32 protein-coding genes are annotated in these 26357 nt (G+C 63.7%); 12 read left to right on the forward strand and 20 right to left on the reverse strand.

Going from position 1 to position 26357, the window contains the following annotated elements:
- Positions 1-2 precede the first annotated feature (2 nt).
- From AC1RUK_RS30715 to AC1RUK_RS30725, 3 genes are read right to left on the reverse strand one after another with little or no spacing between them, the layout of a single operon-like run.
- The gene (locus AC1RUK_RS30715) at positions 3-365 is read right to left on the reverse strand and encodes a VOC family protein (protein ID WP_481837616.1); all 363 of its coding nucleotides are present in this window, start codon (positions 363-365) and stop codon (positions 3-5) included.
- A 60-nt stretch (positions 366-425) separates the two neighbouring features.
- Positions 426-818: a VOC family protein gene (locus AC1RUK_RS30720; RefSeq protein ID WP_481837615.1), complete on the reverse strand. Its 393-nt coding sequence runs from the start codon at positions 816-818 to the stop codon at positions 426-428.
- A gap of 28 nt (positions 819-846) precedes the next feature.
- Positions 847-1329: an SRPBCC domain-containing protein gene (locus AC1RUK_RS30725; protein WP_481837614.1), complete on the reverse strand. Its 483-nt coding sequence runs from the start codon at positions 1327-1329 to the stop codon at positions 847-849.
- 49 nt (positions 1330-1378) lie between these two features.
- On the opposite strand from AC1RUK_RS30725, the gene AC1RUK_RS30730 reads away from it, so the two are divergent.
- From AC1RUK_RS30730 to AC1RUK_RS30740, 3 genes are all read left to right on the forward strand, one after another.
- Positions 1379-1702, forward strand: a complete 324-nt coding sequence (locus AC1RUK_RS30730) for an ArsR/SmtB family transcription factor (RefSeq protein ID WP_481837613.1) — start codon at positions 1379-1381, stop codon at positions 1700-1702.
- A gap of 223 nt (positions 1703-1925) precedes the next feature.
- Positions 1926-2675, forward strand: coding sequence for a YebC/PmpR family DNA-binding transcriptional regulator (locus tag AC1RUK_RS30735; protein ID WP_481837612.1), 750 nt, complete (start codon positions 1926-1928; stop codon positions 2673-2675).
- 55 nt (positions 2676-2730) lie between these two features.
- The gene (locus tag AC1RUK_RS30740; protein ID WP_481837611.1) at positions 2731-3042 is read left to right on the forward strand and encodes an Rdx family protein; all 312 of its coding nucleotides are present in this window, start codon (positions 2731-2733) and stop codon (positions 3040-3042) included.
- A 34-nt stretch (positions 3043-3076) separates the two neighbouring features.
- On the opposite strand, the gene AC1RUK_RS30745 is transcribed toward AC1RUK_RS30740, so the two are convergent.
- Both AC1RUK_RS30745 and AC1RUK_RS30750 read right to left on the reverse strand, forming a co-directional pair.
- Positions 3077-3553, reverse strand: a complete 477-nt coding sequence (locus AC1RUK_RS30745) for an anthrone oxygenase family protein (RefSeq protein WP_481837610.1) — start codon at positions 3551-3553, stop codon at positions 3077-3079.
- A gap of 1 nt (position 3554) precedes the next feature.
- Positions 3555-4388 carry an NAD(P)H-binding protein gene (locus tag AC1RUK_RS30750; RefSeq protein ID WP_481837609.1) on the reverse strand — a complete coding sequence of 278 codons (834 nt, stop codon included), beginning with the start codon at positions 4386-4388 and terminating at the stop codon, positions 3555-3557.
- 109 nt (positions 4389-4497) lie between these two features.
- On the opposite strand from AC1RUK_RS30750, the gene AC1RUK_RS30755 reads away from it, so the two are divergent.
- Positions 4498-5133 carry a TetR family transcriptional regulator gene (locus tag AC1RUK_RS30755; RefSeq protein ID WP_481837608.1) on the forward strand — a complete coding sequence of 212 codons (636 nt, stop codon included), beginning with the start codon at positions 4498-4500 and terminating at the stop codon, positions 5131-5133.
- Between the two features lie 6 nt (positions 5134-5139).
- Here the strand turns inward: AC1RUK_RS30755 and AC1RUK_RS30760 are convergent, their stop codons facing one another.
- Both AC1RUK_RS30760 and rpmE read right to left on the reverse strand, forming a co-directional pair.
- Entirely contained in the window at positions 5140-5640 is a 501-nt protein-coding gene (locus tag AC1RUK_RS30760) for a hypothetical protein (RefSeq protein WP_481837607.1), read from the reverse strand.
- A 102-nt stretch (positions 5641-5742) separates the two neighbouring features.
- A complete protein-coding gene (gene rpmE / locus AC1RUK_RS30765; RefSeq protein ID WP_006200144.1) occupies positions 5743-5964 on the reverse strand; it encodes a 50S ribosomal protein L31 in 222 nt (73 codons plus the stop codon).
- Positions 5965-6168: 204 nt separating this feature from the next.
- On the opposite strand from rpmE, the gene AC1RUK_RS30770 reads away from it, so the two are divergent.
- Positions 6169-7971, forward strand: a complete 1803-nt coding sequence (locus AC1RUK_RS30770) for an ABC transporter transmembrane domain-containing protein (RefSeq protein WP_481837606.1) — start codon at positions 6169-6171, stop codon at positions 7969-7971.
- A gap of 698 nt (positions 7972-8669) precedes the next feature.
- Here the strand turns inward: AC1RUK_RS30770 and AC1RUK_RS30775 are convergent.
- Together AC1RUK_RS30775 and AC1RUK_RS30780 are read right to left on the reverse strand one after the other, a co-directional pair.
- Positions 8670-10103, reverse strand: coding sequence for a DUF3857 domain-containing protein (locus tag AC1RUK_RS30775; protein WP_481837605.1), 1434 nt, complete (start codon positions 10101-10103; stop codon positions 8670-8672).
- Positions 10104-10219: 116 nt separating this feature from the next.
- Entirely contained in the window at positions 10220-11704 is a 1485-nt protein-coding gene (locus tag AC1RUK_RS30780; protein ID WP_481837604.1) for a carboxypeptidase M32, read from the reverse strand.
- 162 nt (positions 11705-11866) lie between these two features.
- Between AC1RUK_RS30780 and AC1RUK_RS30785 the strand changes: the two genes are divergently transcribed.
- Positions 11867-12220: a DUF1304 domain-containing protein gene (locus AC1RUK_RS30785; protein WP_481837603.1), complete on the forward strand. Its 354-nt coding sequence runs from the start codon at positions 11867-11869 to the stop codon at positions 12218-12220.
- Between the two features lie 64 nt (positions 12221-12284).
- Here AC1RUK_RS30785 and AC1RUK_RS30790 read toward each other — a convergent pair whose 3' ends face one another.
- From AC1RUK_RS30790 to AC1RUK_RS30830, 9 genes are all read right to left on the reverse strand, one after another.
- Positions 12285-12719 (reverse strand): hypothetical protein, encoded by a 435-nt coding sequence (locus AC1RUK_RS30790; protein ID WP_481837602.1) that lies wholly within the window; start codon positions 12717-12719, stop codon positions 12285-12287.
- 242 nt (positions 12720-12961) lie between these two features.
- Positions 12962-13993, reverse strand: coding sequence for a peptidoglycan -binding protein (locus AC1RUK_RS30795; protein WP_436169616.1), 1032 nt, complete (start codon positions 13991-13993; stop codon positions 12962-12964).
- 1 nt (position 13994) lies between these two features.
- Complete coding sequence (locus AC1RUK_RS30800; protein ID WP_120013626.1) at positions 13995-15020, reverse strand: MotA/TolQ/ExbB proton channel family protein; 1026 nt, start codon at positions 15018-15020, stop codon at positions 13995-13997.
- 104 nt (positions 15021-15124) lie between these two features.
- The gene (trhA, locus tag AC1RUK_RS30805; RefSeq protein ID WP_481837601.1) at positions 15125-15817 is read right to left on the reverse strand and encodes a PAQR family membrane homeostasis protein TrhA; all 693 of its coding nucleotides are present in this window, start codon (positions 15815-15817) and stop codon (positions 15125-15127) included.
- Between the two features lie 81 nt (positions 15818-15898).
- Positions 15899-16699: an inositol monophosphatase family protein gene (locus AC1RUK_RS30810; RefSeq protein WP_006200134.1), complete on the reverse strand. Its 801-nt coding sequence runs from the start codon at positions 16697-16699 to the stop codon at positions 15899-15901.
- A 25-nt stretch (positions 16700-16724) separates the two neighbouring features.
- Complete coding sequence (gene efp, locus AC1RUK_RS30815) at positions 16725-17291, reverse strand: elongation factor P (protein WP_006200133.1); 567 nt, start codon at positions 17289-17291, stop codon at positions 16725-16727.
- Positions 17292-17490: 199 nt separating this feature from the next.
- A complete protein-coding gene (locus AC1RUK_RS30820; protein WP_481840161.1) occupies positions 17491-18525 on the reverse strand; it encodes a tetratricopeptide repeat protein in 1035 nt (344 codons plus the stop codon).
- A gap of 1 nt (position 18526) precedes the next feature.
- A complete protein-coding gene (locus AC1RUK_RS30825; protein ID WP_481837600.1) occupies positions 18527-19174 on the reverse strand; it encodes a thiamine phosphate synthase in 648 nt (215 codons plus the stop codon).
- A gap of 143 nt (positions 19175-19317) precedes the next feature.
- Positions 19318-20223 carry a DMT family transporter gene (locus tag AC1RUK_RS30830; RefSeq protein WP_481837599.1) on the reverse strand — a complete coding sequence of 302 codons (906 nt, stop codon included), beginning with the start codon at positions 20221-20223 and terminating at the stop codon, positions 19318-19320.
- Between the two features lie 133 nt (positions 20224-20356).
- Between AC1RUK_RS30830 and AC1RUK_RS30835 the strand changes: the two genes are divergently transcribed.
- Positions 20357-20812 carry an Lrp/AsnC family transcriptional regulator gene (locus AC1RUK_RS30835; RefSeq protein WP_481839346.1) on the forward strand — a complete coding sequence of 152 codons (456 nt, stop codon included), beginning with the start codon at positions 20357-20359 and terminating at the stop codon, positions 20810-20812.
- Positions 20813-20915: 103 nt separating this feature from the next.
- Here AC1RUK_RS30835 and AC1RUK_RS30840 read toward each other — a convergent pair whose 3' ends face one another.
- Positions 20916-21374, reverse strand: coding sequence for a GNAT family N-acetyltransferase (locus tag AC1RUK_RS30840; RefSeq protein WP_481837598.1), 459 nt, complete (start codon positions 21372-21374; stop codon positions 20916-20918).
- Positions 21375-21560: 186 nt separating this feature from the next.
- On the opposite strand from AC1RUK_RS30840, the gene AC1RUK_RS30845 reads away from it, so the two are divergent.
- A complete protein-coding gene (locus tag AC1RUK_RS30845; protein ID WP_481837597.1) occupies positions 21561-22331 on the forward strand; it encodes a sulfite exporter TauE/SafE family protein in 771 nt (256 codons plus the stop codon).
- A gap of 72 nt (positions 22332-22403) precedes the next feature.
- Here AC1RUK_RS30845 and AC1RUK_RS30850 read toward each other — a convergent pair whose 3' ends face one another.
- Positions 22404-22955 (reverse strand): DUF2269 family protein, encoded by a 552-nt coding sequence (locus AC1RUK_RS30850; protein ID WP_481837596.1) that lies wholly within the window; start codon positions 22953-22955, stop codon positions 22404-22406.
- A 511-nt stretch (positions 22956-23466) separates the two neighbouring features.
- Between AC1RUK_RS30850 and rcdA the strand changes: the two genes are divergently transcribed.
- The 4 genes from rcdA (at position 23467) to ruvB (ending at position 26342) form a co-directional block, all read left to right on the forward strand.
- On the forward strand, positions 23467-23997 hold the full coding sequence (gene rcdA, locus AC1RUK_RS30855) for a protease adaptor protein RcdA (protein WP_481837595.1): 531 nt from the start codon (positions 23467-23469) through the stop codon (positions 23995-23997).
- 123 nt (positions 23998-24120) lie between these two features.
- A complete protein-coding gene (gene ruvC, locus AC1RUK_RS30860) occupies positions 24121-24630 on the forward strand; it encodes a crossover junction endodeoxyribonuclease RuvC (RefSeq protein ID WP_481837594.1) in 510 nt (169 codons plus the stop codon).
- 10 nt (positions 24631-24640) lie between these two features.
- Positions 24641-25261 (forward strand): Holliday junction branch migration protein RuvA, encoded by a 621-nt coding sequence (gene ruvA / locus AC1RUK_RS30865; protein WP_404282964.1) that lies wholly within the window; start codon positions 24641-24643, stop codon positions 25259-25261.
- Between the two features lie 43 nt (positions 25262-25304).
- A complete protein-coding gene (gene ruvB, locus AC1RUK_RS30870) occupies positions 25305-26342 on the forward strand; it encodes a Holliday junction branch migration DNA helicase RuvB (protein ID WP_006200120.1) in 1038 nt (345 codons plus the stop codon).
- Positions 26343-26357: the final 15 nt, after the last annotated feature.

The raw sequence follows: 26357 nt of genomic DNA on the forward strand, positions 1-26357 counted from the left end.
CTTCACCAGGCATCCGGTTCGCGCACCATGTTGACGATGCTGGCCGGATTGGTGATCCAGAAGCCGCGAAAACCTTCGCCCAAGGGCTCGATGGCGTCACAGCGCACAACGCCAGCCTTGGCGAAACGATCCGCGGCGGCCGGAAAATCGTCCGCAAACAGTTCCAGCCAGATTTCGGCCTGGCTCATCATCGGCGCTTCATCGATCCACAGGCGGTTGGGGCCGAACTCGAAGCCGATTGCCGGCGCCTTGGTGGTGAACGGCTTCCGGCCGACGACATCGCGGTAGAATGCGATCGTCGCCTCATACTGGTGCGGCGGTACCTTCATGGCGACGTTGACGCCGCCGGTGATTTTCGCGGTCATTGCTGGCCCCACTTCCTGCGTTCAGATGGTGTCTTCATCAGCCGGTTCGGTCCGCGCTCGCTATGACAGGTTGACCTGCCAGGAAACTCCGAACCTGTCGTTCAGCCATGCGAAACGGCGGCTGAAGCCATAATTGTCGGGCGGCATCAGGAACGCGCCGTCCTTTGCCATTGTCTCGACAATGCGGTTCAGCTCCTGCTCGGAGGAACAATCCACATAGAGCGAGACCGACGGCGTGAAGGTGAAGGCATGGTGCACAGGGCTGTTGTAAAGCATTACCTCCAGGCCGCCGATCGACACCCGCGCCAGCTTGACCGTTCCTTCCGGGCCGTCTTCGCCGGAGCCGTAACGTGTGACGTCAAGGATGCTGCTGTCGGGAATGGTCTCGCAGTAGAGGGTCATCGCCTCCTCGGCCTTGCCCTCGAACATCAGAAATGGCGTTACTTGCTTCATCACAGGCCTCCGTCTTCATCACGGTCGCTCAGATATTGGTCTCGTTGGCGGGTTCGCCCTTCAGCTCGCTGCGATAGTAGCCGTCGCGCAAATTGATGCCGTATTCGACATAGGCTTTCATGCAGGCCAGCATCTGCGACCAGCCCTCGCAATTGAGGTAGGACTTCTTCAATCCGACCTCTCCTTCATGCCAGCCGGTCTCGGCGATGGTGACGAAGGTGCCACCGTCGTCCAGCGGCTCGAAATTCATTTCGATGCGCGTCTTGTAGGCCGGCTTGCCGTCGGCGTCGGTGGCGTCCCAACGCAGCACGATGCGGCTGTCTTTCGCGACCTCGTCGACCTCGACGGGCACCGTCTTCCACCATGTCACGGTGGTGCCCGCCACCAGTGGTGCGCTGGCGCCGCCAATGGTGGTGAAATATCCGCTGAGCTTGTTCGGATTGACGACCGCGTCGAAGACTTCGGCGACCGGTTTGCCGATGCGTCCGGATATCTTGAAACCAAGAGGCATATCCAGCTCCTTCCTTGCTTGGGCCAACGATATGTTATAGAAATATAACATGTCAAGCCAATCGCAAGACGACAATGTTTTCAAGGCGCTGGCGCATCCGCGCCGGCGCGAATTGCTGGATCGGCTGAAAGACCAGCCGCAGACCACAGGCACGCTGTGCGATGCCTTTCCCGATATGGATCGCTGTACCGTCATGCTGCACCTCAAGGTACTGGAGGAGGCCGAGCTGATCGTGGCGCGGCGCGAGGGGCGCGAGCGCTGGAACCATCTCAACGCGCTACCGATCAAGCAGATCCATGACCGCTGGATCAGCCAGTATGCCGGCCACGCAATCAGCATCATCGACCGGCTGAAGTCCGATCTCGAGGCGTGAACGGCTGCCGGCCGGTCCCTCGGGCTGATCCCGCACAGGTCGCCAACGGCGCGGCTGGACGAATTGAGCCGATTTATTTATAAGCCGGCCATTCCGACAGCGAGCGCCGTATGTCCATCCGGGCGTACCAGGGACGTTCTGAGATTTGAATTCGAGCATTTTCGCAAACGCCGGGTGAAACCGCCCGGCCGCAAATGCTCTAGCCGAAGACGACAGGGGTGCCATGGCTGGCCATTCACAGTTCAAGAACATCATGCACCGCAAGGGCCGCCAGGACGCGGTGCGGTCGAAAATGTTTTCCAAGCTGGCGCGCGAAATCACCGTCGCCGCCAAGACCGGGACGCCGGACCCGTCGATGAACCCGCGCCTGCGCCTTGCCGTGCAGAATGCCAAGGCGGTGTCGATGCCGAAGGACAACATCCAGCGCGCCATCAACAAGGCGTCGATGGGCGATGCCGAAAGCTACGAAGCGGTGCGCTACGAAGGCTACGGGCCGGGCGGCGTGGCGCTGATCGTCGAGGCGCTGACCGACAACCGCAACCGTTCGGCCTCGAACGTGCGCGCCGCCTTTACAAAGGCCGGCGGGGCGATGGGCGAAACCGGCTCGGTGTCGTTCATGTGGGACCGCGTCGGCGAGATCTATTATCCGGCGTCAGCCGGCAGCGCCGAAAAGGTCATGGACGCGGCGATCGAGGCCGGTGCCGACGACGTGCAGTCGGACGAGGAAGGCCACACCATCTATTGCGCCTTCGAAAATCTGGGCGAAGTCTCCAAGGCCCTGGAAGGTGCGCTCGGCGAAGCCGAATCGGTGAAGCCGATCTGGCGGCCGCAGAACAACATCCCGGTCGACGAGGAGCGGGCGCAGTCGCTGATGAAGCTGGTCGCCACGCTCGAGGATGACGACGACGTGCAGAGCGTCTACGCCAATTTCGAAGTCGACGACGAGACCATGGCGAAACTCAGCGCGGCATGAGCACAGCTCAGCCCGGCACGCGCCATCCCGAGATATGAGCGGAGCTCAATCTGACATGAGCGACAAGCCGCTGCCCACCATCCGCATCAGCTATTGCACGCAGTGCCAGTGGCTGCTGCGTGCCGGCTGGATGGCGCAGGAACTGCTCTCCACCTTTGGCACGGAGCTGGGCGAGGTGACCCTGGTGCCGGGCACCGGCGGCATCTTCACCATCAGTTGCGACGACACGCTGGTCTGGGACCGCAAGCGCGATGGCGGCTTTCCGGACGCGGCGAAGCTCAAGCAATTGGTCCGCGATGTGATCGATCCGGACCGCGATCTCGGCCATGCCGATCGCAAGGGGCATAAGTCAAAAGACCCCGCGTAAAGGGCGGGGTCTTTTTGCATTTACGCTCTGCATTTCACTGCCATGCGAAAATGAAGCAGGCCATCGCCACGATCGCGGTGATGGTGCGGACGTGGTTCCACATCACCCAATCCCTGAGATAGGTGGTCCACACCGCGGTGCCGTTGGCACTGGCCGGGTCGACCGCGGCCAACGCATCGTTGAGTGGCACGTTGAAGAGCATGGTCACGATCGGGTTGCCGACGAGATAGAGCAGCGCGCCGGCAAGCAGCCAGAACGAACCCGGCTGGCTCCAGCCGATGACGGCACTGGCGATAAGTACCAGACAGAGCAGCCCGGTACCGAACAGCGCCGTCATGAAGGTCGGGGTGATCACCGTGACGTTGATCGAATTCATCGCAGCGATGCCGCTTGGGACGGGCAGCCGGGCAAGCGCCGCCATGACGAAGTTGGAAAAGGCGAAGAACACGCCGCCGACGACGCCCGAGCCGATTGCGGCAATGATGGTGAGGGTGGGAAGAAGCTTGATCATCTCAGTTGCTCCACACGCCGGTAGCGGCGGTTTCGGTTGCGTAGGCGGAAAAGTCTTTTGGCGCACGGCCGAGCACACGCTGGACACCATCGGTCAGCGCCTCGTTGCGGCCGTCGAGCACCTCGGTAAACAGCTCGTTGAGCAGCCAGGCAAACTCGGCCGGCAGCTCGTGCGCGACGATAGCGGCGGCGAACTCGGCATGCGAAATCTGCTTGAAGCCTATGTCGCGCCCGGCGGCCTTGCCGATCTCGGCGACCGCGTCGGCGAAGCTCAGCAGGCGCGGGCCGGTCAGTTCGTAGAGCTGGCCGGCATGGCCTGGCTCGGTCAGCGCGACGAAGGCCGCGTCGGCAATGTCGTCAGCATCGACAAAGGGCTCACCGACATTGCCGACTGGCAAGGCCACTTCGCCCTCGAGCAAGGACTCGACGAGAAAGCCTTCACTGAAGTTCTGCGAAAACCAGGCACAGCGCAGGATCGTCCAGTCGGCGCCCGAGGCTTTGACCATCTCTTCGGCGCGCTGGGCCTCGGCCTCGCCGCGGCCGGACAGCAGCACCAGTCGGGTGACGCCATTGGCCACGGCTAGCCTAGCGAAGGCACCGATAGCTTCGGCAGCGCCCGGCACCGCGAGGTCGGGATAGTAGCTGATGTAGATGGCGCTGACGCCCTGCACGGCCGGGCCCCAGGTCGCGGGAACCTCCCAGTCGAAGCGCGGGCTGCCCGAACGCGAGCCGATGCGCACGGGAACGCCCTGTGCGGTCAGCCGCTCGGCGAGGCGACGGCCGGTCTTGCCGGTGCCGCCGAGGATCAGGATTGGTTTTGAAGTGGTGTCAGTCATTTCGGTTTCCTCTCTTTTCCAAACATGAGTAATCCTCACATTTGCAAAACGTGATAAACCCTCGTATTCTGCAAGTCAAGCGCGTTCGCTGAAAAATTCTGGAGGGGCCATGGAAGGCAGGACCGTTGAGCAGGAGGGGCAGGTCGGATCGCCGCGCCGGGCGCCCAGCCAGCAGCGCAGCCGCGAGCGGGTCGAGCGGATGCTGGCCGCTGCATCAAATCTGATCGCCGAGCAAGGCAGTGATGCCATGCGCATGGGCGAGGTGGCGGAAAGGGCTGGCGTGTCGATCGGCTCGCTCTACCAGTTCTTCCCAGACAAGCGGGCCATCGTCTGGGCGTTGGCCGAGCGCTACACGGCCGAAAGCCAGGCCTGCATTGCGGCCGCGCTGAAGGATGTCGGCGATGCCGAAGGCCTGCGGCAGGCGTTTTCGGAGCTGGTGGACATCTACTACCGGCTGTTCCTGGCCGAGCCGGTGATGCGCGACATCTGGTCGGGCACGCAAGCCGACAAGGCGTTGCGCGAACTGGAGCTGGCCGACAGCCGCGCCAATGCCGAACTCCTCATCGCGGTGCTGAGGCGGCTGCGTCCGGCAGCCGACCCGGTGGCGATGGAGACGACGGCGTTTCTCGTCTGGCAGATGGGCGAGGCCGCGATGCGGCTTGCGATCTCGGTCGAGCGGCAGGAAGGCGACAGGCTGGTCGCGGCCTACAAGCGCATGGCGCTGCGGGAATTGCTTGCCGAGTAGGGCGCGCTAGCGGCCGAAATGGTTCCTCAGCATTTCCGCGCGCTCATCCTCCGTGCACATCGCCATGCGGCCAAGGCTGAACCGGCCTCGATGAAGCGCGATGACAGCCAATGCGCAGTTTACCGTCTCGTCATCGGTGGAAGTGGCCAGATCCCGCAATGCCAGGTGCTGAAGCGTTCGCCACGCTGCCTTGTAATGCGGTTCGATCCAAGCAGGGACCGGCGGGTTCCGGTCGTCGAGCAGTCGCGCTTCTTCGATCGTTGCGGCCAGACCATAGGCACCCCAGTAAGCCGGAGTGTGATCTTCGGAGATGCGGACGATTTCAACGACCGCGGCGTAAGACGCGTCTCCAACATCTCCCTGATGATGCAATTCATTCCAGAGCTCATCCCAGGCCGATTTGTCGCCGTAGTGAACGGCCAGCGTTCGCAAGGCCGGTCGTGGGTCATAGACAACCTTGTACCCGCCCTTGAGGTCGGACCACCGCTCGTCGTCGAGATTAGACATAGTGTCCTCCCTGACCGCTTGCGTCCCATCACCGGCTGCTTGAGGTCAACAAAAAACCCGCCTCGAAGGCGGGTTTTTTGATCCGTGAAAGACTGTTGCGGCTTAGATGCCGAAGCCTTCGAAACGCTTCTTGAACTTCGACAGACGGCCGCCGCGGTCGAGCAGGGTCTGCTGGCCGCCGGTCCAGGCCGGATGGGTGGTCGGGTCGATATCGAGGTTCATCGTATCGCCTTCCTTGCCCCAGGTCGAACGGGTCATGTATTCGGTGCCGTCGGTCATGACGACCTTGATCGTGTGGTAGTCGGGATGGATGTCGGTCTTCATGGTTCTGTTCCTGGCTTGCCGGCGCTGCCGACGGGCCCATGGCCTGCGTCGATGCGCCCCTTTTTAAAATCCGAAGCCGCAGCTATTGAGGAGCCACGGCTTCTAAAACGGTCGGCGAGCCTATACATCAGCCGGAATTGAATCACAAGGCCGCGGCAGGCGCATATTGAAGCGCCCACCTGGAAGCGGCCAGAGGAAACGGTCATGGCGGATATCAGCGGCGAGGAAGACGAGCGCCGGCGCTCGCTCGGACCGCTGCGGCGTCTTTTTCCCTACATCACCCGCTACCGCAAGATGGTCATCGGCGCGGTCATCTCGCTGATCGTCGCCGCGGCGACGACGCTGGCCTTGCCGCTCGCCGTGCGGCGCATGATCGACCACGGATTTTCCGCCTCCGATTCCAGCTTCATCGCTGAATATTTCGCCATGCTGGTGGTGATGGCCGCCTTGCTGGCGGCTGCCTCGGCCAGCCGCTACTATTTCGTCATCACGCTTGGCGAGCGCGTCGTCGCCGACATCCGCAGCGATGTGTTTGCCCATGTCACGACGCTGTCGCCGGCCTTTTTCGACACCGCGCAATCCGGCGAGATCGTGTCGCGGCTCGCGGCCGACACCACGCAGGTGAAATCGGCGGTCGGCGCCACCGCCTCGGTGGCGCTGCGCAACGTCATCCTCGGCCTCGGCGCGGTGGCGATGATGGTCTTCACCAGCCCGAAATTGTCGGGCCTGGTCATCGCAGCGATTCCCATCATCGTGTTGCCGCTGGTCGCCTTTGGGCGCTCGGTGCGGCGCAAGTCGCGGCAGGCGCAGGACACGCTTGCCGACGCCACCGCCTATGCCAGCGAGCAGATCGGCGCGGTGCGCACGCTGCAGGCCTTTACCAACGAAAAACTGGTCACCGGCCGGTTCTCGACCGCCGTGGAAGCCGCTTTCGAGGCGGCTCGAGCCTCGATCTTCGCCCGCTCCTTCCTTACCTTCTTCGCCATCTTCATGATCTTTTCCTCAGTCGTGGCGGTGCTCTGGTTCGGCTCGCGCGACGTGCTTGCCGGCACGTTGTCTCCGGGCACGCTCGGCCAGTTCCTGCTCTATTCGGTGTTTGCCGCCGGCGCGCTTGGCGCGCTGTCGGAGGTGTGGGGCGAGCTTGCCCAGGCGGCGGGCGCGGCGGAGCGGCTGACCGAGATCCTGGCCGAGAAGCCCGCCATTCAGTCACCGGCCAATCCCGCGCCGCTGCCGGCCAAGGCGAAAGGTGCGATCAGCTTCGACGACGTCTCCTTCTCCTATCCGGCACGGCCCGACCGCGCCGCCGTCCACGGCCTGAGTTTTCAGATCAAGCCCGGTGAGACGGTGGCGATCGTCGGTCCCTCGGGCGCCGGCAAGAGCACGGTGTTTTCGCTGATCTTGCGCTTCTACGATCCCGAGACCGGCCGCATCGTCATCGACGGCGTCGACCTGCGCGAGGCCGATCCCGCGGCGATCAGGGGGCGCGTCGCCATCGTGCCGCAGGATGTCACCATCTTCGCGGCCAGCGCGCGCGACAATATCGGCTTCGGCCGGCCCGGCGCCAGCGAGGCCGAGATCGAGGCGGCGGCCAAGGCAGCCCTTGCCGACGAGTTCATCCTCAAGCTCGAGAAAGGCTATGACAGCCAGGTTGGCGAGCGTGGCGTGACACTGTCCGGCGGCCAACGCCAGCGCGTGGCGATTGCCCGCGCCATCCTGCGCGACGCGCCGATCCTGCTGCTCGACGAGGCGACTTCGGCGCTCGACGCCGAAAGCGAGACGCTGGTGCAGACGGCGCTGGAGCGGCTGATGCAGGGCCGCACCACTTTAGTCATTGCCCACCGGCTGGCGACGGTGCTGAAGGCCGACCGCATCCTGGTCATGGAGGCTGGCCGCATCGTCGAGGAAGGCACCCACCAGAGCCTCGTCGCCAAGGGCGGCATCTATGCGCGGCTGGCCAAGCTGCAGTTCGAGACAGGCGCCAGCGCATTCAAGGGCGCGGCCGAGTAGCCGGCGCCGGAGTCGCGGTGGCTTAGCGTCTGCTGCGACGATAGGCCATGAACAGGGGAACGCCGAGGAACACGGACAAGAGAAGCAGGCTGGCGAAAACACGTTCTTGTTCCAGACCCGGATCTCTGACCTCTACATTGGCGGGTGGGTCTTCCGGATCCTGGTAGGTGAAGTCGTACCGCCACTCGAGTTCCCTCGAAATATCGTCGACAGATTTCAGGTAGTCGGCAATCGCCTTGGCCGGCACTTCCGTTGCCAGCGTCTTAAAATTCCATTCCACCTCGAACTCGGTCGGCGTGTTGCTCCACGATGCCTTGAGCGACACGTAGGGCGTCGTGATGTTCTTCATCGGCCCACCGGAGAACCTGGCCTTGAGGTTGCGCACCGTAACCTTGTGACGCCGGTAAAGCGTAGAGCCGAGCGAGACAGGACCGGTACGGCCCACAATTGTCGGGGTCGGCAGAAAGTTGCCGAGATCGGACGCCCGAATCGGAAAGTCCTTGGCCAGATCGTTGGCCGCCAGTGCCTGCGCCGGCAATTTGTAACTCTCTTTCACGCTGACGATGTTGCCGTCGCGGCGATCGACTATCTCCAGCTTCGCCACGCTTTGAATGCCTGGGTACTGTTTGCTGTAGTATTTTAGATACGTGTCCGACAGATCGCTCAGCGATCGGCCCGCCAATCTGCTGCGCATTGAATCAGCGTCGGCGCCTTCGTAGGTCGAGAACACCGTCAGCGACAGCGGATCGCCCAGCTTGTCGGGAAAAACGAACTCCTCGGCAACCTGCACCGATGGGTTGGCAGGCACGGCGCTGGGCATCTTCTCCAACTTGCCGGTGCCGAAGAGAGGCAGTGCGAAGCCGTAATCGGCTTGCGGGAAATCGTGCGCCTTGCCGCCCTGAAGATAGTTGGTGGCGTCCAGCCAATATGTTTCCTTTCCGATCGTCGCCTTGACGATGGCATGGTCGAAGGCGCGCAAATGCCGGCAGATGCTGGTCCAGCGCGCGCCCCTCGTCGAGATCGGTCAGCGCAACTTGCGCGGAAATGCCAAGCCGCACGAGCGACGAGGCAAGCAGCAAGGCCTTGTCCTTGCAGTCCCCAAATCCGCTCAAAATGACCGTCGCGGGGTCGCGCGGAATATAGGATCCGGTACCGATCGACAGGCTGACATAACGTATCTGATCCTGCACCAGCCGCATCGCCTGTATCATGCGGTCTTCGGGCATGGGACGCTTGAGAGTGATGGCGTCGAGTTGCGCTGCAAATGCCGGCGGGAAAGTTGTGGCCGGCTTGTAGTATGGGGCAACCGCGTCGACCACACCTTGCCAGTCTGCTGTCGATGCCACATCGACCGAGCCTCGGGCCGGATACTCGGTCGGGAGGTTGTCCTCGACCTTGACCGGCTTCGGGCTTGGAATCTCCCACAAATAGACGGTATCGGAGCTCGACGAGGAGATTGTCGGTTTGACCTGCGTTCCCCTTGCCTTGACCTCGAGCGGCTGATCGGCAGGCCAGGTGACGCTGGAGCGTATGAGCGCTACCGGCTCTTCCCATTCGGTCGAAAAATTGAAGAAGAACAGATCCTTGCCGATAAGCGGCGTTGTCTCGTAGGTCGTTGCGTAGTCGATCGTGTCGCCAACACGCACGTCATCGATGTTGATATGAGCGGTTAACCAGCCGTCGAAGACGCCCCGTTCAGCATCCTTTTCCTGCCGGAAGATGTCGAACTTCGCGTCAGCCAGCCGGTCCAGAACGATGCCGTCGCGGATAATGCGCAAATGGTTCAGCGTAACCTTGTGCCGCGACGGGTCGAACTGCAGGTCGATGCCCGCACCTTGCTCAAGGCCAGGTCGGTCGACAATCTTGTAGACCGTGCGCGAAAAATCATCATGGCCGCCCGGCCGATGGACGATCTGCTCGTCCAACAGCAGCCAGGACAGTCCGTTCCTGACCTGATCCGCTCGTGCAGGGTCTGCCGTCGGAACGTCGATCAGCTTCGTCCAGCTTTCCGCCGGAGCCTTGAGAACCGTCTCATCGGACCTGGCAGGAGAACTAAGGCCGACCGGTAAGACCAAAAAAACGATGAGGCACCAGAAAGACCTGACCTCACGAAAACTGCCACGGGCCGGCATCCACGCTCGCTTACTTTGAAAGAGCTTCTTTCTTCAGAGGCTTTTCAGTCAAAGTAAAGTCTATTGCGCGGGTTTTTCAGCCTCCATGAGGGGGCGGTGGCAAAGGACGAATGCGTTCATCTGCCATAGCGTTTGCGCAAATGGTCGGTGAAATACACGGCATTCAGCTTTTCGCCGGTGGCGCGTTCGAGCAGGCCCGGCGTCGACCAGCGCGACCCTTGCGACCATATTTTTTCACGGCGCCAATCGTTGATGGCACTGAAGTCGCCTTTCGCGAGATCACTGTCGGCAGCCGGGTGGTCACGCGTCAGCGCGGCCCATTGCTGCGCCGCCATCATGGCGCCCAGCGTGTAGGACGGGAAATAGCCGAACGCGGCGCCCGGCCAGTGCACGTCCTGCATGGGGCCGTCAGCCGGGTTGTCGATGGTCGAGAGGCCGAGATAGTCGCGCATCTTGGCGTCCCATGCCTCCGGCAGGTCCGCCGCTTCCAGCCGCCCCGAAACGAGCTCCTGTTCAAGCTCGTAACGCAGGATGACATGCAGCGGGTAGGTGACCTCGTCGGCGTCGACGCGGATCAGGCCGCGTTCCACCCGGTGCACATGCGGCAGGATGTCGTCGATCGACCAGGCCTCGCCGAGATGCTTTTCGACCATCGGCAGCGCCCAGCGCCAGAAGGCCGGGTTGCGGCCGATCTGCTTTTCGACGAACAGGCTCTGGCTTTCATGCACCGCCATGCCGCGCGCCTTGCCGAGCGGCCAATGCGACCAGGCCTTGGGCAGGTTCTGCTCGTAAAGCGCATGGCCGGTCTCGTGCAGCACGCCCATCAGCGCCGACAGGAAATCCGAGGTCTTGTAGCGGGTGGTGATGCGCACGTCGCTCGGCACGCCGCCGCAGAAGGGATGGTGCGACACGGACAACGAGCCGTGGGTCAGGTCGAAACCGACGGCCGCCATCATGGCAAGGCCGAGTTCGCGCTGCCTGTCGATCGCAGAGCTGCCGGAAAGCGGCTTCAGCGGGTGCTTGGCTAGCCGCGCCTCCTGCACCGCCAGTGCTTCCGGCACAAAGCCTGTAAGGAAGGTCTTCAGTTCGGTGAACACCGGCGTGATGTCGGCGGCACGGTTGCCGGGATCGTACTGTTCCATCAGCGCGTCGTAGGGGGCGAGGCCGAGCACATCGGCGCGCAATGCCGCCTCCTCGCGCACCAGGGCGACTACGCCTTCCAGCGCCGGCAGGAAACCTGCCCAGTCGTTCTTGGCGCGCAGATCGCGCCAGAGCTGTTCGGAGCGCATGCGCGCCGTCGTCTGGCGCTCGACGAACTCGACCGGCAGGCAGGTCAGATTGGTGTATTGCCGGCGCAATTCCCCGACCGCCGCCTGCTGTTCCTCGTTCAGCACCTCCTGTTCGGCTGCGGCGATCCAGTCAGATATCTCGGGCGCCGTTGCGCGGGCATGGAGCATGCCGGCGAGCGCCGACATCGCCTCGGCGCGCTTCTCGCCGCCGCCGACCGCCATATGGGTCGCCTCGTCGGCGCCGAGGATGGCGAGCGCATGTTCCAGCGCTTCGAGCTTGTGGCCGAGGTCGTCAAGTTTCTGAAAGGACATTGTGGATTCCGTCAGCTTCGATTGGCTGGCGGGAAAAGATACCAACATGCCGGGGTTGGCAACCCTGAGCCTGGCGCGGGCTAAGCTCAAGGCATCTTGCGCCGCGAGGCCCGTGCGTGATCAATGCTGGCTGGCCGCAAAGACGGCAAACGGAGGGGAAAAATGATCGGCAACATTCTGGTCGGGCTGGTGGCGCTGATCCACTGCTACATCGTCTATCTGGAGATGGTGCTGTGGGATACGCCGCGCGGCCACAAGGCGTTCGGCCTGACACCTGACTTTGCCAAGGCGTCCAAGGTGCTCGCCGCCAACCAGGGGCTCTACAACGGCTTTCTTGCCGCCGGCCTGATCTGGGGCCTCGCTCTTGGCGCGGCCGGCTTCCAGATCAAGGTGTTCTTCCTGCTCTGTGTCGCGATAGCGGGCCTCTATGGCGCGGCGACCGTCAGCAGGAAGATCCTGTTCATCCAGACCGTGCCGGCCGTGCTCGCCCTGATCGTGCTCTGGCTGGGCTGGTGAAAAAAGACGCCCTTGGGATGAGGTCCCTTGGGCGCCAGGTCGTCCCTTCCTCTTGTTCCGATGATCAGCCGTTCGGATAGTGCCCACCATCGGCGCCGTCACCCATCAGGAAGCCGGTGCCGGTGTCGATCCGGAGCGCCTGGTCGACATCGTCGAGCCGGCGCAGCAAATCATGATACTGCGCGGCCGGTATCCTGCCATGATCCGCGGCAGCCGTTCTTGCGGCAGCCTGGCTGATATGGGCGGCGCGCATGTGCAGCTGCTGCGCTTCGGCCGGCGTGATCGTGTTCGCCTGCCTCGCGTCCGCGATGCCTTCGTCAACGCCCTTCGCCTGTTCGATCAGGCCGGTCACGCGCGGGCCGACCATATCGGTCGGGTCGGCTGCGTCGAGAGCGCCCTTGTGATGTCCGGCGGCATAGGCGCCGGACAAAGGAACCGCCACAAGAAAGGCGGCGATCGTTGCAGTCCTGATTGTTGCCTTGGAAGCATAAGAGCGCATGGCTGCGTCCTCCTCTTACTGCGGAAGGGGCGATTGCTGCGCCCCACTTCCGGTCACAGGCCGTCCGGTTCCGTCGTGCCGCGATGATGGGAGTCATCGCCGGCGGTTCTCGGCCTCCGCGGCGGAAACTAGAAGCGGCCGGCGGCGAAGTGTAATTAAAAAAAGATAATCTTTTCAGGCCTTGCCGGCCTGATGTCTGCGCCCTAGCGTTGAGCCGGCGAACAAATTCGCGTGATGCGCGATCACCGTTCGGTGAGCTTCAGTTCAATGCGGCGGTTCTTGTTGCGTGCCTCGTCGGTGTCTGCGGGGTCGAGCGGCTGGAACTCGCCGAAGCCGGCAGCGACCAGCCGGTTGGCCGGCACGCCGTTCTCGATCAGGAACTTCACCACCGAGGTGGAACGCGCCGTCGACAGCTCCCAATTGTCGCGGTAGCGGCCGGTGCCGGACAGCGGCTTGTTGTCGGTGTGGCCGTCGACGCGCAGCACCCAGTTGATCTCCGGCGGGATCTCCTTCTGCAGTTCGATGATGGCGTCGGCGAGCTTCTTCATCTCGACCTTGCCGGCATCGTTGATCACCTCGGAGCCGGTCGGAAACAGCACTTCCGACTGGAAGACGAAACGGTCGCCGACGATGCGGATGTTCTCGCGGTCGGCGAGGATTTCACGCAAGCGCCCGAAGAAGTCGGAGCGGTAGCGGTTCAGCTCCTGCACACGCTGCGCAAGTGCCACGTTGAGGCGGCGACCGAGATCGGCGATCTTGGTGTTGGAGTCGCGATCGCGCGTCTCGGACACGTTGAGCGCGTCTTCGAGCGCGCCGATCTGCTTGCGAAGTGCTGCGATCTGCTGGTTGAGGATCTCGACCTGGCTCAGCGCCTGCTGGCTGATCTGGCGCTGACTGTCGAGCTCGCCGGAAAGGGCCGTGGCACGCTGGTTGGCCGCGTCGCCGGCGCCGGCGCCTTGCGCCAGCAATTGCTGGAGCCGGCTCTTTTCCGCCTCCGACGCCGAGAGCGAAGCCTGCAGATTGGCAAGCGAATCCTCCTTGTCCTGCGTCGACGAGCGCTCAAGCGCCAGAAGCTGGGTCAGTTCGTTGATCTGCGAGTTGAGGCGGTTGAGCACCGTGTCCTTTCCGGAGATTTCGCGGCCGAGCAGGAATTGCGCCAGCACGAACACGGTGAGCAGGAACATGATCGCCAGGAGCAGCGTCGACAGCGCGTCGACGAAACCCGGCCAATAGTCGATGCGGCGATCGGCGCGCCGCGCCCTGGCGAGAGCCATGCTAGTGGACTCCCTGCTTCTTCAGGGCGTCGGCGATCTTTTCCAGCGTGTTGCGCATCGCCTTCTGCTCATCGGACTGGGCCTCGACCCAGTCGCGCATGATCTGCTGCTCGGAGCGCATGTTCTTGACCAGGCCGGAGATGCCGTCGGCGAGATTGGCCATGGCGGTGGCGACGCGCGGATTGGAGCCGCCGCCATTTTCCTGCAGGCTGCGCAGCCTTTCCGACAACAGGCGGATCTCGTCGGACGGCTCGTTCCTGGCCGGATCGGCAACGACGATGTCGGAGGAGAGATCGGTGACCGAGGACAGCCAGTTCTCCAGCTCGGTGTAGAATCGGGTCTGGGCACGGCCGGCCTGCAGGTCGAGGAAGCCGAGCACCAGCGAGCCGGACAGGCCGAACAGCGACGACGAGAAGGCGGTGCCCATGCCGGCAAGCGGCGCCGACAGGCCTTGCTTGAGCGAATCCAGCACGGCGGCGGCGTCACCTGTGCCGGGATCGAGCGATTCGATGGTTTCGCGGATCGACCCGATGGTATTGAGCAGGCCCCAGAAGGTGCCGAGCAGGCCGAGGAACACCAGGAGGCCGACGAGATAGCGCGAGGTGTCGCGGCTTTCGTCGAGGCGGGTGGCGATCGAATCGAGCATGGTGCGCATCGAGCTTGTCGAGAAGGCCACCGTCGACGAGCGGCCGATCATCGCCTTCATCGGTGCCAGCAGCACCGGTTCGGTGGTTTCCGAGCCGGCGCGGAAGGAGTTGACCCAGCGCACCTCGCGAAACAGGCGCCCGACCTGGGCGAAGGCAAGCAGGATGCCGACCACCAGCACGCCGATGATCAGCCCGTTAAGGCCCGGATTGGTGACGAATGCGCTCGAGACCTGGCGGGTCAGGATGGCGGCGATGAAGCCCACGATGACCAGGAAGATCAGCATGGTCAGCAGAAAAACCTGCGGGCTCGATAGTTTATGGGGGTCGTAGATCAGAACGTCGGAGCGTCTGCCGATGCCGAAGGATCTGAGAAAAGCCATTCGTGCCCCGTTTCCGATGCCGCTGCCGCCGATCAACTTGTTCGCGACTCTAAACGGAATTGTGACCAAATTGAATGGCGCTTGGCAATATTGCCCGCCAAAGCTCAGAAGCGGTTTATCACCAGACAGTCCACCATCGCGGCCAGATGCAGGCCGGCGCCGGTGACGACAAAGCCGTGCCAGACGGCGTTGTGGAAGCGCAGGCCCTTCCAGGCGAAGAAGATGACGCCGCAGGAGTAAACAATGCCGCCGGCAACGATCAGCGCGATTGACGTCGTCGGCAAGGTCTGCACCAGCGGGCCGGCCAGGACGACGCCGCTCCAGCCGATGGCGAGATAGAAGACGACCGCCAGCCGGTCGAAGCGGCCGGGAAGAAGCACTTTTATGGCGATGCCGATCGCCGCCGAGACCCAGACCAGGACGATCATCGAGACAGCCAGCGGCGAGCCGTCGAGCTGCGCGAGGAAGGGCGTATAGGTCGCGGCGATCAGGAGATAGATCGCGGCGTGGTCGAAGCGGCGCAGGATCCACTTCGCCGGCGAAGACATCGGCCAGAGATTGTAGGCCAGCGACACCGACAAGACGGTGAGCAGCGACACGACATAGAAGGCGGCGGCGATATACTCGCCCGGACCGGCATGGAAGGCAGCCAGCGCCAGGAATGCCGAGCCGGCCGAGATCGCCAGCACGATGCCCACCGCATGCACGATGCCGTCGGCGATCATTTCGGCCCGCGAATAGTGCCAGCGGCCCACGAACGGGATGTCGAGCTGGGAATGCGGTCCGGTGTCGCTCATGAATAGTCCTGCATCGCCCGTATCTGGGCGGTTGCGGGACAGTATTTCAAGCTTTGGTTGCGATTTTGCGACTGCGGCGCTTCAGCGCGGCGTAACCGGCTTCTTCACCGTTTTCAACAGCGCGCGCTGGATGATCTCGTTGCCGGCGACGACCGAGCCGTTGTCCAGCATGTCCTGGCCACCGTCGAAGTCGGAGACGAAGCCGCCTGCTTCGCGGATCAAGAGCAGGGCGGCGGCGATATCCCAGGCCGACAGGCCGACTTCCCAGAACCCGTCCATGCGGCCGGCGGCGACATAGGCGAGATCGAGCGAGGCGGAGCCGAGGCGGCGCACGCCCGAAACCTCGGCCATCACGTTGCGCAGTTCGACAAGGAAATTGCCGTGCTGGCCGCGGCCGAGATGCGGCATGCCGCAGCCGATCACGGCGTCGACCAGCTTGGTGCGGCCGGCGACGCGCAGCCGGCGGTCGTTCATGAAGGCGCCGCCGCCGCGCTCGGCGGTGTAGAGCTCGTCCATGGCCGGATTGTAGATGACGCCGGCGACGATCTGGCCCTGGCGCTCGAGCGCGATCGAAATGGCAAACAGCGGAATGCCATGCAGGAAGTTGGTGGTGCCGTCGAGCGGGTCGACGATCCAGCGGTGCTGGCCGTCATCGCCCTCGACGGCGCCGCGCTCTTCCATCAGGAAGGAGTAACCCGGCCGTGCCTTCGACAGTTCGGTGAACAGGATGTCCTCGGCCTTGCGGTCGGCCTGGCTGACATAGTCGCCCGGCCCCTTCATCGATACCTGCAGGTTCTGCACTTCGCCGAAGTCGCGCGACAGCGAGCGGCCTGCCTTCATCGCAGCCTGAACCATGACATTGAGGATCGCGGAACGCGCCATTTTTGTTCTTCCCGCTGCTCGCTGCCTACTCGGCGCGGCGAATGTAAGTGATTTCGTTGGTGTCGACGAGAATGCGCTCGCCGGCGCCGATGAACGGCGGCACGAGAACGCGGATGCCGTTTTCCAGGATCGCCGGCTTATAGGACGAGGCCGCCGTCTGGCCTTTCACCACCGGGTCGGCCTCGGTGATGGTCAGCGTCACCTGGTCGGGCAGCGAAATACCGATCGGCCGCTCTTCATAGAGCTGCACCGTCACCATCATGCCGTCCTGTAGAAAGGCGGCGCGGTCGCCGACGAAATCCTTCTGCAGTTCGAGCTGCTCGTAGCTCTCGGTATCCATGAACACCAGCGCGTCACCCTGCTCGTAGAGGAAGGAAAAGTCCTTCATCTCCAGCCTGATCTGCTCGACCGTCTCGGCCGAGCGGAAGCGCTCGTTGAGCTTGGTGCCGTTGATGAGGTTCTTCAGCTCGACCTGGTTGTAGGCGCCGCCCTTGCCGGGCTTGACGGTGTTGGTCTTGACCGCCACCCACAGGCCGCCATCGTGCTCGATGACGTAGCCCGGACGGATTTCGTTGCCATTGATCTTGGCCATGTTGAGTTGTTCCGGAATGAGATTGTCGCCCTGACGGCGATTTGGCGCCTCCAAGACCACAAATCGGCTGGAGAGGCAAGGGAGCGAGGCAAGCTGCAGAGGCAAGGGAGCGACGCAAGGCGGCCCCGAACCGTGGTGAGGCCGTTCCCTCGCAGGCCTGCCGTCCGCGTGCGGCCTGCGCATGACAATGCGTGGCCGGTCAAGGCAGGCGGTTGGCCTTCTGCAGCGACTGCCTGGTCTGGTCGTCGGTCAGGCCTTGCAGGAAATCGTCCATCTGCGGATCGATCAGCCCGGCGCGGCGGGCGACGATGTACCAGGCGCCGGCCAGGACCAGGTCGGGGTCAGTGCCGATGCCTTCCATGTAGAGCTTGGCGAGGCGGTTCTGGGCCGCGACGTTGCCGCCCTCGGCGGCCTGCTTCATCCAGCCGAAGCCGGATTTAAGGTCGCGCGTGCCGCCGCGCCCTTCGATCATCCAGGTGGCGAGGTCGATCTGCGCTGTGTCGTAATTCTGCCTGGCGGCCTGCGCCAAAAGGGTGCGTGCCCGGGCATCGTCGCGCGGCTTGCCGCCGATGCCGTTGGCATAAATCTGCGCCATCGCATATTGCGCGTCGGCGAGCCCGGTGGCTGCGGCGCGTTCGTAGTAGGACGCGGCCTTGGCCATGCCGACATCACCCGGGTCCTGCTGGACAAGCAATTGCGCGAAATTGAACTGCGCCAGACGATTGCCGGCCTCGGCGGCGGCTTGCATCAGCGCATAGGCCCCCTTCTCGTCCTTGTTGACGTAGCGGCCGTCGAGCAGCATCAGCGCGTACTGAAACTGCGATTCCGGCACGCCCTGCTCGGCGGCAAGCGCGTACCATTTCGCAGCTTCCGCCGCGTTCAGCGGCACGCCAAGCCCGCGCGACAGGATCTCGGCCACCAGCGTCTCGGCCGCCGGATCGCCGTTCTGCGCGCGCACCAAAGCGAGATTGTAGGCGGTCTTGTAGAGTCCGCGCTGAAAGGCGCCGTAGGCCGGATCCGCCGGCTTGGCGCCGAAACGATCGGGGTTGATGGTGTCGGCCGACGGCAGCGGGGCCGTGGTGGCGGGCTGGGGCAGCGGCGTCTCGATCGGCTTGTCCACATGCGTGCCTGCATCAAGCTTGGGCTGCGGCAGCGGAACGCTTTGCGCGGCAGAGGCGGACTGGGCCGCAACGGCCGCGACCAGAGCCAGGAGAGGAAACCGCGGCCAGCGCACGTCAGTCCTCGAAACGCGGCGCGGTTTCGTCAAGCATCGCATTGGCGGTGGCGATCGCCGCCTTCGGGTCGATGCCGTCGGCAAAGACGGCGCTGGACAGCGCCACGAATTCGGCACCCGTGGCGGCCACGGTTTCGACGGAAGCGATGTCGGAGCCGGCCATGACGATGCAGGGAATCTGGATCATATCCGCCCACCATTGCCCGAGCGACAGGTTGCGCGGATGCGGCTCAGGCTTGTTGTCGTAGCCGAAGCGGCCGAAGAAGATGTAGTCGGGCCTGGCTTCACCGAGTTCCAGCGCATCGTCGCGGGTCTTGGCGCCGCCGGCGCCGACCATCATTTTCCCCTGGAAATGTTGGATGGTCTCGGCGAGTTCGGCCTTGGAGACCTCGACATGGATGCCGTCGGCCTGGACACGTCCGGCGATGCGGCTGTCGCCTGCGATGACGACGGCGATGCCGGCCGCCTGTGCGAGCGGCACGATCTGTTCGGCGAAGGCCTGGAAGGAGGCCTCGTCCATGCCGTTTTCAGGCAGGATGAGCGAGGCGACGTCGCCGCCTTCGAAGGCCGCCGCAATGCGCTCGGCCGGCGCGTCTTTCGGCGCGATCAGCACGATGCGGCAGCGGTTGGGCGGTGTGGCGTCGTTCATTGGCTTTCGATCCCGGTTTTCGCCTATGCCGGGCGAAGATGGTTGCATTGCGGCATAGAGCAAAGCGCCCGTCTTGAACAGGCGGGCGGGGATCGTTGCGATGGCCTTGGTTTACGAACGTCGGCGGGCAGCCAGTCTGCGGATCATTTGACGGCTTGAGGGCTTTCGACTGGTGGCTTCGACTTCCACAGCGTCCAACCGAGATTCATGCCGGCGGCGGCGATCAGGATGGCGGCGGCGCCGATGATCTGGGCGGGATGCAGCCGATGGCCGAAGGCAACGACATCGACCAGGATTGCCACGATGGGATAGATGAAGGACAGCGATCCCTGCAGGTGCGTCGGCAGCTTCTGGATGGCGCCATACATCAGTATGTACATCAGGCCGGTGTGGACGACGCCGAGCGTCGCCAGCATGGCCCAGCTCCATGCGTCGGCGGGAAGCTGGGACAGATTGGCGAAGGGCACCAGCATGACGACGCCGACGCAGACCTGGATCAGCGCGATCAGGTGTGGCGGCGTGCCCTTGAGCTTCTTGGTGACGATGGCGGCGACGGCCCAGAAGAAGGCCGCCCCCAGCGCCATCGCGATGCCGGTGAAATAGTCGGTGCCGACATCGCCGGTGTCAGGCGTCGCCTGCACGATCAGCAGCATGCCTGCGAAGGCAATGCCAAGCCAGGTCAGCTTGGTCAGGGTCAGCCGCTCGGCGAAGAACAGCGCGCCGAAGCCGACCAGCATGAAGGGCTGGGTGTTGTAGACGGCGGTCGCGATCGAGATCGAGGCGCGCGAAAAGGCGCTGAACAGAAGCAGCCAGTTGATGACAATGGCCGCGCCGCCGAGAGCGGCGATGCCGACGATGCGAAGCGTCAGCCTGCCGCGCAGCAAGCCAAGTGCCGCGCAGATGACCAGCAGCGTGACGGCGCCGAAGGCACAACGCCAGAACACCACGTCCATGATCGGCTGACCCGACATGACGACGAACCAGCCGATCGTGCCGAGGATCGCCATGGCCGCCGTCATCTCGATCGTGCCGCGCACTGTATTGTCCATCGCTTGCTCCCTGGATCGTCGATGCCTGACAATCCCATGTTGCGCGAGCGCGTTCCATGAGATAGAAAAGGCGGTCGCGAGAGAGAGCCTTATTTTATTAGGCGTTCTTGGGCTTTTATTTCAGGAAGTAAAAATGCTGGATGAGCTGGACAGGAAGCTTCTCGAGATCCTGGTGAAGGATTCGCGAATGTCGTTGAAGGACCTGGCGCAGCAGGTCGGGCTGTCGTCGCCGAGCGTCTCGGAGCGGCTGCGGCGGCTCGAGGAGCGCGGCGTCATCCGGGCCTTCACCATCGAGATCGATCCGCAGGCGCTGGGCTTTTCGCTGCAGGCGATCGTGCGCATCCGCCCCTTGCCCGGCAAGCTGCATATCGTGCAGAAGCTGATCGAGGAGATCCCAGAGTTCGGCGAATGCGACAAGGTCACGGGCGACGACTGCTTTGTCGCGCGGCTGTTCGTGCGTTCGATCGGCGAACTGGACCACCTGCTCGACCGTATCGCCGACAAGGCGGAAACCAGCACGGCCATCATCAAGGCGCAGCCGATCAGGCGCCGCCCGCCGCCGCTGGAGGCCCTCGCCGGACGAAGCTGATCCAGAGCGCTTCATTGTTTCACAGAAACGCAGAACCGCTCTATCTGTTTGTTTTGACGCAATTCCGGACGGAAAACCGTTTCACACTTTTCCTGGAATTGCTCTAGAGTTCCAGCTTGTAGCCTATATGGCTGGCCTTGAAGCCAAGCCGCTCATAGAAGCGATGCGCGTCGAGGCGGCTCTTGTTGGTCGTCAGTTGGACAAGTTTGCAGCCGCGTCGGCGGCATTCTTCGACCGCCCACTCGAGCAGCCGTTGCCCCAGTCCTGTTCCGCGCCGGTCGTCGGCGATGCGGACGGCTTCGATCTGGCCGCGCAAGGCCCCCTGGAGCGACAGCCCGGCAAGGTAGGCGATCTGCAGCGTGCCGATGATGCGGCTGCCTTCGGTCATGACGGCGAGAAACTGGTTGGGATCCGCGTCTACGGCCGCAAAGGCATCGCGATAGGGTTTGGCAAGCGGCAGGCTGGTATCTTCGCGGCCACGTCCAAGCGGATCGTCCGCAAGCATGGCGACGATGGCCGGGAGGTCGGCTTCTTCCGCGCGGCGGATAATGATTTCGCTCATTCTCAAAACTGCGTGCACAGGCCGGCGACCTTATGCGTCGGCAGCAGCCTCGCCGCAAATCTGGAGCGGCGAGTTACGGACAGTTGATCGCCAGCAGCCGCTGCCTCCAATATTGGCTGTCGCGGCGCAAAGGTTTCTGGGTTATTGCAGGGCTCCCGCCATTCCTCCAGCCACCTCTCTCCTCTCATGTCAGGTCTGCTCGCCGATCCGTGGTTCTATGCCGCCGCCCTTCCGGCGGTTATTCTCGTCGGCCTATCGAAAGGCGGCTTTGGCGGGGCGGTCGGCTTTGTCGGCGTGCCCTTGATGGCGCTGACGATGCCGCCGGTCCAGGCCGCCGCCATCCTGCTGCCGATCCTGTGCCTGATGGATATCGTTTCGGTCTGGACATGGTGGGGCGTCTACGACCGCAAGATGCTGGTCGACATGATGCCAGGCGCGGTGATCGGCATTGGCCTCGGCTGGCTGACAGCAGCTTTGGTCACCGAAGAGATGGTGCGTCTAATCGTCGGCGCGGTCGCGCTGATCTTCGTGCTGCGCTGGCTCTATCTGCAGTTCCGCCACGGATCCGACCATGCCGCGGCGCCCAACCGCGTGGCGGCAGCCTTCTGGGGCACCGTCGCCGGCTTCACCAGCTTCGTTGCCCATGTCGGCGGCCCGCCCTTCCAGGTCTATGCGCTGCCGATCCGGCTCGATCCGAAGGTGCTGTCGGGGACATCGGCGATCTTCTTCGCCGCCACCAATGCGCTGAAGCTCATCCCCTACTTCGCGCTCGGCCAGTTCGACACCGCCAATTTGACCGCATCGGCGGTGCTGATGCCATTGGCGCCGCTCTCGACCATCGCCGGCGCCTGGCTGGTGCGACGCATGCGGCCGGAGGTTTTTTATCCGTTCACCTACGCGACCGTGGCGGTCGTCGCGGTCAAGCTTCTGTGGGACGGGATTGCCGGCCTCTTCTAGAGCCTGTTCCATTCCGATGAGATCGGGAGACGACGAGGGCGGCCATCCGGAAGCCCCCAACCATCATCGGCTTCAGGCAGCGCTCGGCATCAGCCGGCGGCTGCCGCCAAAGGCGAGCGTTGCGCCTGCCGCCACGACCAGCGCCATGCCGGCAAGGACGGCGAGGTCGTGCGCGGTCGGCTTGAGAACCATGTCGGCGACGATCACCAGCATCACCGCATAGTCGAAGCGCGCCACGCTCATCATGCGCTGGCCCACGGCAAGGGCGGCCGGCGTCACGCCGTCCTTGGCGATCATGCCGGCCATACGCTCGGCGGTCGGCTTGAAGATGAACATGCCGATCGAGAAGGTGGTGGCGTAGCCGGCAAGGCCGATCAGGATCCACAGGTCGGAGAAGCCGGTCCAGAAGCCGCACATGATGAGCCCGAAGATAAGCGTCAGCATCGACATCGGCGCGAAGAAACGGCCGCCCAGCTGCCCGCTGGCGCGCATCGCCTGCAGCTTGTCCTCGATGTTGCCGGCGCGCTCGGCAAGCACGCCAAGCAGGAACAGCACGAAACCGCCGCCGACCCATAGGGTGGCCGAGACGATGTGGAGGAATTTGACGATCGAGTACCAGTCCATGGGTCTCTCCCTGGATATCCCAAATGATTGCAGGCGACGCGGCCGCCCGGTTCAGAGGAGCGGGCGTTTAGCGTGGCGGCTGTTTCGGAACGATGTCGGGAGGGAGACCGGCTTGTATCGACGCCCGTTTGTCACGGGTGTGGGCGATGCCCGCCCTGTCCCGAAGCGGTACAGATCTGCGGCACGATGAGAATTTTTCCGGCCCCGTTAAGGGTTCATTAAGCTTTACGAGCGTTTACTATGCGCATCCAGTGATCTGGATTCTTACCGAGTGGTTGGAGCCACTTTGTTTGACGCCTCCCTGTTAAACTCCTGAGAGCCGCCTTATCCGCGGCTCTTTTTTTGTCCGCGGCCGGCACGACATCCACGCCGCCTCCGCCGTTAACCCTTCGTTAAACATGTGCTTGCCTTCACCGGCGGCGAAGCGCATTTTCAAGCTTCAGTCATTTAGGGTTCAGGGCGTGACGGCATACGATGCCGAATCGGCTTGCGGCAGTGCAGGGGCGTATCGATGAACGAGCCTTCCAAGGGGAGCGCGAAAACCATTAAATTGGCGGAGCGCCGGGTTTTCTCACAGTCCTTCAAGCCACTCTACCAGGAGGGCATGGGCCTGGTCGAGCAGGCTGCCGAATATCTCGACGGCAAGGGCCGCGCCGAGGCAAAGAAGCTGTCGCGGACGGCGGCAACCCTTTATGCGGCCGAGTCGATGCGGCTGACCACCAGGCTGATGCAGGTCGCTTCCTGGCTGCTTCTGCAGCGGGCAGCCAATTCCGGCGAGATGACCCGCGATCAGGTCGCGTCGGAAAAATCCAAGGTGCGTCTCGACACCGCTTCGGCGCATGACGAGGCGATCGGCTGGGCCGAATTGCCGGCGGATTTTCTCGACCTCGTCACCCGCTCGCTGCGCCTGCAGGCGCTGGTGCGCCGCATGGACGAGGAGATCTACGGCAACGCCTTCGCCGACACGCCGCCGGCGGTCCGTCGCGCCAATCCGGTTTCCGACCAGATCAGCTTGCTGAACACGGCCTTTGCCCGCGGCTGAAAAGCCGCGGCATTTCTCCCAACAGAGCGGAGTCTCAAGCAGCCAGTGAGCTGCTGAGCGGCATTGTTTCTGGTTTGTTCACATTTCGCTGGCATCACCGTTCGCCTGGGGTAGATTTGGCGGATGGGGGAAGCGATTCGCATCATCGGTATCGATCCGGGGCTCAGGCGCACCGGCTGGGGCATCGTCGAGAGCCTCGGCAATTTGCTGCGCTTCGTCGGCTCCGGCACCGTGCGTTCCGACGACAAGGCGGCGCTGGCGGTTCGACTCTGCCAGCTGCATGACGGGCTGGCCGAGGTGCTGCACGCCGCCATGCCGCACGAGGCTGCGGTCGAGCAGACCTTCGTCAACAAGGATGCGACGGCGACGCTGAAGCTCGGCCAAGCGCGCGGAGTTGCAATGCTGGTGCCGGCGCGCGCCGGGCTGGTCGTGGCCGAATATGCGCCCAACGCTGTCAAGAAGGCGGTGATCGGCGTCGGCCATGGCGACAAGAAGCAGATCCACATGATGGTCAAGGTGCTGATGCCTAAGGCGACCTTCGACAGCGACGACGCCGCCGATGCGCTGGCCATCGCCATCTGCCACGCGCATCACCGGCAGAGCGTCGCCTACCGGATGGCGGCTCTGGCATGAGGGATCACGTATGATCGGCAAGCTGAAGGGTACGCTGGACGAGATCGAGGAGGATTTCTGCCTCGTCGATGTGCATGGCGTCGGCTATGTCGCCTATTGCTCGGCGCGTACACTTGCCGCGTTGCCGGCGCCCGGCGAGGCGGTGGTGCTGTTCATCGAGACCTATGTGCGCGAGGACATGATCCGGCTTTACGGCTTCCAGTCGGTGCTGGAACGCGAATGGTTCCGGTTGCTGATGAACAATGTGCAGGGTGTCGGCGCCAAGGTGGCGCTGGCGATCTTGTCGACGCTGGCGCCGGCCGATCTCGCCAATGCGATCGCGTTGCGCGACATCGCCATGGTCTCTCGCGCGCCGGGCGTCGGCAAGAAGGTGGCCGAGCGCATCGTCACCGAATTGAAGAACAAGGCGCCGGCCTATGCCGGTGCTGCCTCCGGCACCATCGGCCTCAAGCAGGAGCTCGGCGAAGGCGTCGCACCTGCGCCGATCACCGATGCCGTCTCGGCGCTGGTCAATCTCGGCTATTCGCGCGACATCGCCGCCAATGCAGTCTCAGCGGCGCTGAAGACGGCCGGCGAGGGCGCCGATGCCTCGAAGCTCATTCGATTTGGGCTGAAGGAACTGGCGCGGTGAGGCGTCGCTTGTTCCGTTCCCTGCCCTGTGCAAGGAAGGCAGCATGAGCCTTTCGCCCCGCCTGATCGCCCCCGACAAACGCGGCGAGGATGCCGAGCAGACCTTGCGGCCGCAGACGCTTGACGACTTCGTCGGCCAGGCGGCGGTGCGGGCCAACCTCAAGGTCTTCGTCGACGCCGCCAAGGGGCGCGGCGAGGCGCTCGACCATGTGCTGTTCGTCGGCCCGCCCGGTCTCGGCAAGACGACGCTGGCGCAGATCATGGCGCGCGAGCTCGGCGTCAATTTCCGCTCGACCTCCGGTCCGGTCATCGCCAAGGCCGGCGATCTGGCGGCGCTGCTCACCAACCTTGAAGACCGTGATGTGCTGTTCATCGACGAGATCCACCGGCTCAATCCGGCGGTCGAGGAAATCCTCTATCCGGCGATGGAGGATTTCCAGCTCGACCTGATCATCGGCGAAGGGCCGGCGGCGCGTTCCGTCAAGATCGACCTTGCCCGCTTCACGCTCGTTGCCGCCACCACTCGCCTCGGCCTGTTGACCAATCCGCTGCGCGACCGTTTCGGCATTCCGGTCCGGCTCAATTTCTACACGGTCGAGGAACTGGAGCAGATCGTGCGCCGCGGCGCCCGGATTCTGTCGATGCCACTGGGCGACGACGGCGCGCTGGAGATCGCGCGGCGCGCGCGCGGCACGCCGCGTATCGCCGGCCGGCTGCTGCGCCGCGTGCGCGATTTTGCATCGGTCGCCGGTGACGGTCATGTCGACCGCCGGATCGCCGACGAGGCGCTGACCCGGCTGGAGGTCGATGCGCTCGGCCTCGATGCGCTCGACCGTCGCTATCTGTCGATGATCGCCCGCAATTTCGGCGGCGGGCCGGTCGGCATCGAGACCATCGCCGCGGGGCTCTCCGAGCCGCGCGACGCCATCGAGGACATCATCGAGCCCTACCTGATCCAGCAGGGTTTCATCCAGCGCACGCCGCGCGGGCGTGTGCTGACCGCCAACGCCTGGCGGCACCTCGGCCTCGATGCGCCGAAGGATTTGGCGCAGCAGCAGATCAGCCTGTTCCAGGAAGAGTAACGGAGATTTGTTCTT

This window comes from Mesorhizobium monacense, assembly GCF_056781675.1.

Bases quoted from the DNA above. Each gene is read 5' to 3' on its own strand.
- AC1RUK_RS30715 (WP_481837616.1), bottom strand. From the start codon at position 365: ATGACCGCGAAAATCACCGGCGGCGTCAACGTCGCCATGAAGGTACCG.
- AC1RUK_RS30720 (WP_481837615.1), bottom strand. From the start codon at position 818: ATGAAGCAAGTAACGCCATTTCTGATGTTCGAGGGCAAGGCCGAGGAG.
- AC1RUK_RS30725 (WP_481837614.1), bottom strand. From the start codon at position 1,329: ATGCCTCTTGGTTTCAAGATATCCGGACGCATCGGCAAACCGGTCGCC.
- AC1RUK_RS30730 (WP_481837613.1), top strand. From the start codon at position 1,379: ATGTCAAGCCAATCGCAAGACGACAATGTTTTCAAGGCGCTGGCGCAT.
- AC1RUK_RS30735 (WP_481837612.1), top strand. From the start codon at position 1,926: ATGGCTGGCCATTCACAGTTCAAGAACATCATGCACCGCAAGGGCCGC.
- AC1RUK_RS30740 (WP_481837611.1), top strand. From the start codon at position 2,731: ATGAGCGACAAGCCGCTGCCCACCATCCGCATCAGCTATTGCACGCAG.
- AC1RUK_RS30745 (WP_481837610.1), bottom strand. From the start codon at position 3,553: ATGATCAAGCTTCTTCCCACCCTCACCATCATTGCCGCAATCGGCTCG.
- AC1RUK_RS30750 (WP_481837609.1), bottom strand. From the start codon at position 4,388: ATGACTGACACCACTTCAAAACCAATCCTGATCCTCGGCGGCACCGGC.
- AC1RUK_RS30755 (WP_481837608.1), top strand. From the start codon at position 4,498: ATGGAAGGCAGGACCGTTGAGCAGGAGGGGCAGGTCGGATCGCCGCGC.
- AC1RUK_RS30760 (WP_481837607.1), bottom strand. From the start codon at position 5,640: ATGTCTAATCTCGACGACGAGCGGTGGTCCGACCTCAAGGGCGGGTAC.
- rpmE (WP_006200144.1), bottom strand. From the start codon at position 5,964: ATGAAGACCGACATCCATCCCGACTACCACACGATCAAGGTCGTCATG.
- AC1RUK_RS30770 (WP_481837606.1), top strand. From the start codon at position 6,169: ATGGCGGATATCAGCGGCGAGGAAGACGAGCGCCGGCGCTCGCTCGGA.
- AC1RUK_RS30775 (WP_481837605.1), bottom strand. From the start codon at position 10,103: ATGCCGGCCCGTGGCAGTTTTCGTGAGGTCAGGTCTTTCTGGTGCCTC.
- AC1RUK_RS30780 (WP_481837604.1), bottom strand. From the start codon at position 11,704: ATGTCCTTTCAGAAACTTGACGACCTCGGCCACAAGCTCGAAGCGCTG.
- AC1RUK_RS30785 (WP_481837603.1), top strand. From the start codon at position 11,867: ATGATCGGCAACATTCTGGTCGGGCTGGTGGCGCTGATCCACTGCTAC.
- AC1RUK_RS30790 (WP_481837602.1), bottom strand. From the start codon at position 12,719: ATGCGCTCTTATGCTTCCAAGGCAACAATCAGGACTGCAACGATCGCC.
- AC1RUK_RS30795 (WP_436169616.1), bottom strand. From the start codon at position 13,993: ATGGCTCTCGCCAGGGCGCGGCGCGCCGATCGCCGCATCGACTATTGG.
- AC1RUK_RS30800 (WP_120013626.1), bottom strand. From the start codon at position 15,020: ATGGCTTTTCTCAGATCCTTCGGCATCGGCAGACGCTCCGACGTTCTG.
- trhA (WP_481837601.1), bottom strand. From the start codon at position 15,817: ATGAGCGACACCGGACCGCATTCCCAGCTCGACATCCCGTTCGTGGGC.
- AC1RUK_RS30810 (WP_006200134.1), bottom strand. From the start codon at position 16,699: ATGGCGCGTTCCGCGATCCTCAATGTCATGGTTCAGGCTGCGATGAAG.
- efp (WP_006200133.1), bottom strand. From the start codon at position 17,291: ATGGCCAAGATCAATGGCAACGAAATCCGTCCGGGCTACGTCATCGAG.
- AC1RUK_RS30825 (WP_481837600.1), bottom strand. From the start codon at position 19,174: ATGAACGACGCCACACCGCCCAACCGCTGCCGCATCGTGCTGATCGCG.
- AC1RUK_RS30830 (WP_481837599.1), bottom strand. From the start codon at position 20,223: ATGGACAATACAGTGCGCGGCACGATCGAGATGACGGCGGCCATGGCG.
- AC1RUK_RS30835 (WP_481839346.1), top strand. From the start codon at position 20,357: ATGCTGGATGAGCTGGACAGGAAGCTTCTCGAGATCCTGGTGAAGGAT.
- AC1RUK_RS30840 (WP_481837598.1), bottom strand. From the start codon at position 21,374: ATGAGCGAAATCATTATCCGCCGCGCGGAAGAAGCCGACCTCCCGGCC.
- AC1RUK_RS30845 (WP_481837597.1), top strand. From the start codon at position 21,561: ATGTCAGGTCTGCTCGCCGATCCGTGGTTCTATGCCGCCGCCCTTCCG.
- AC1RUK_RS30850 (WP_481837596.1), bottom strand. From the start codon at position 22,955: ATGGACTGGTACTCGATCGTCAAATTCCTCCACATCGTCTCGGCCACC.
- rcdA (WP_481837595.1), top strand. From the start codon at position 23,467: ATGAACGAGCCTTCCAAGGGGAGCGCGAAAACCATTAAATTGGCGGAG.
- ruvC (WP_481837594.1), top strand. From the start codon at position 24,121: ATGGGGGAAGCGATTCGCATCATCGGTATCGATCCGGGGCTCAGGCGC.
- ruvA (WP_404282964.1), top strand. From the start codon at position 24,641: ATGATCGGCAAGCTGAAGGGTACGCTGGACGAGATCGAGGAGGATTTC.
- ruvB (WP_006200120.1), top strand. From the start codon at position 25,305: ATGAGCCTTTCGCCCCGCCTGATCGCCCCCGACAAACGCGGCGAGGAT.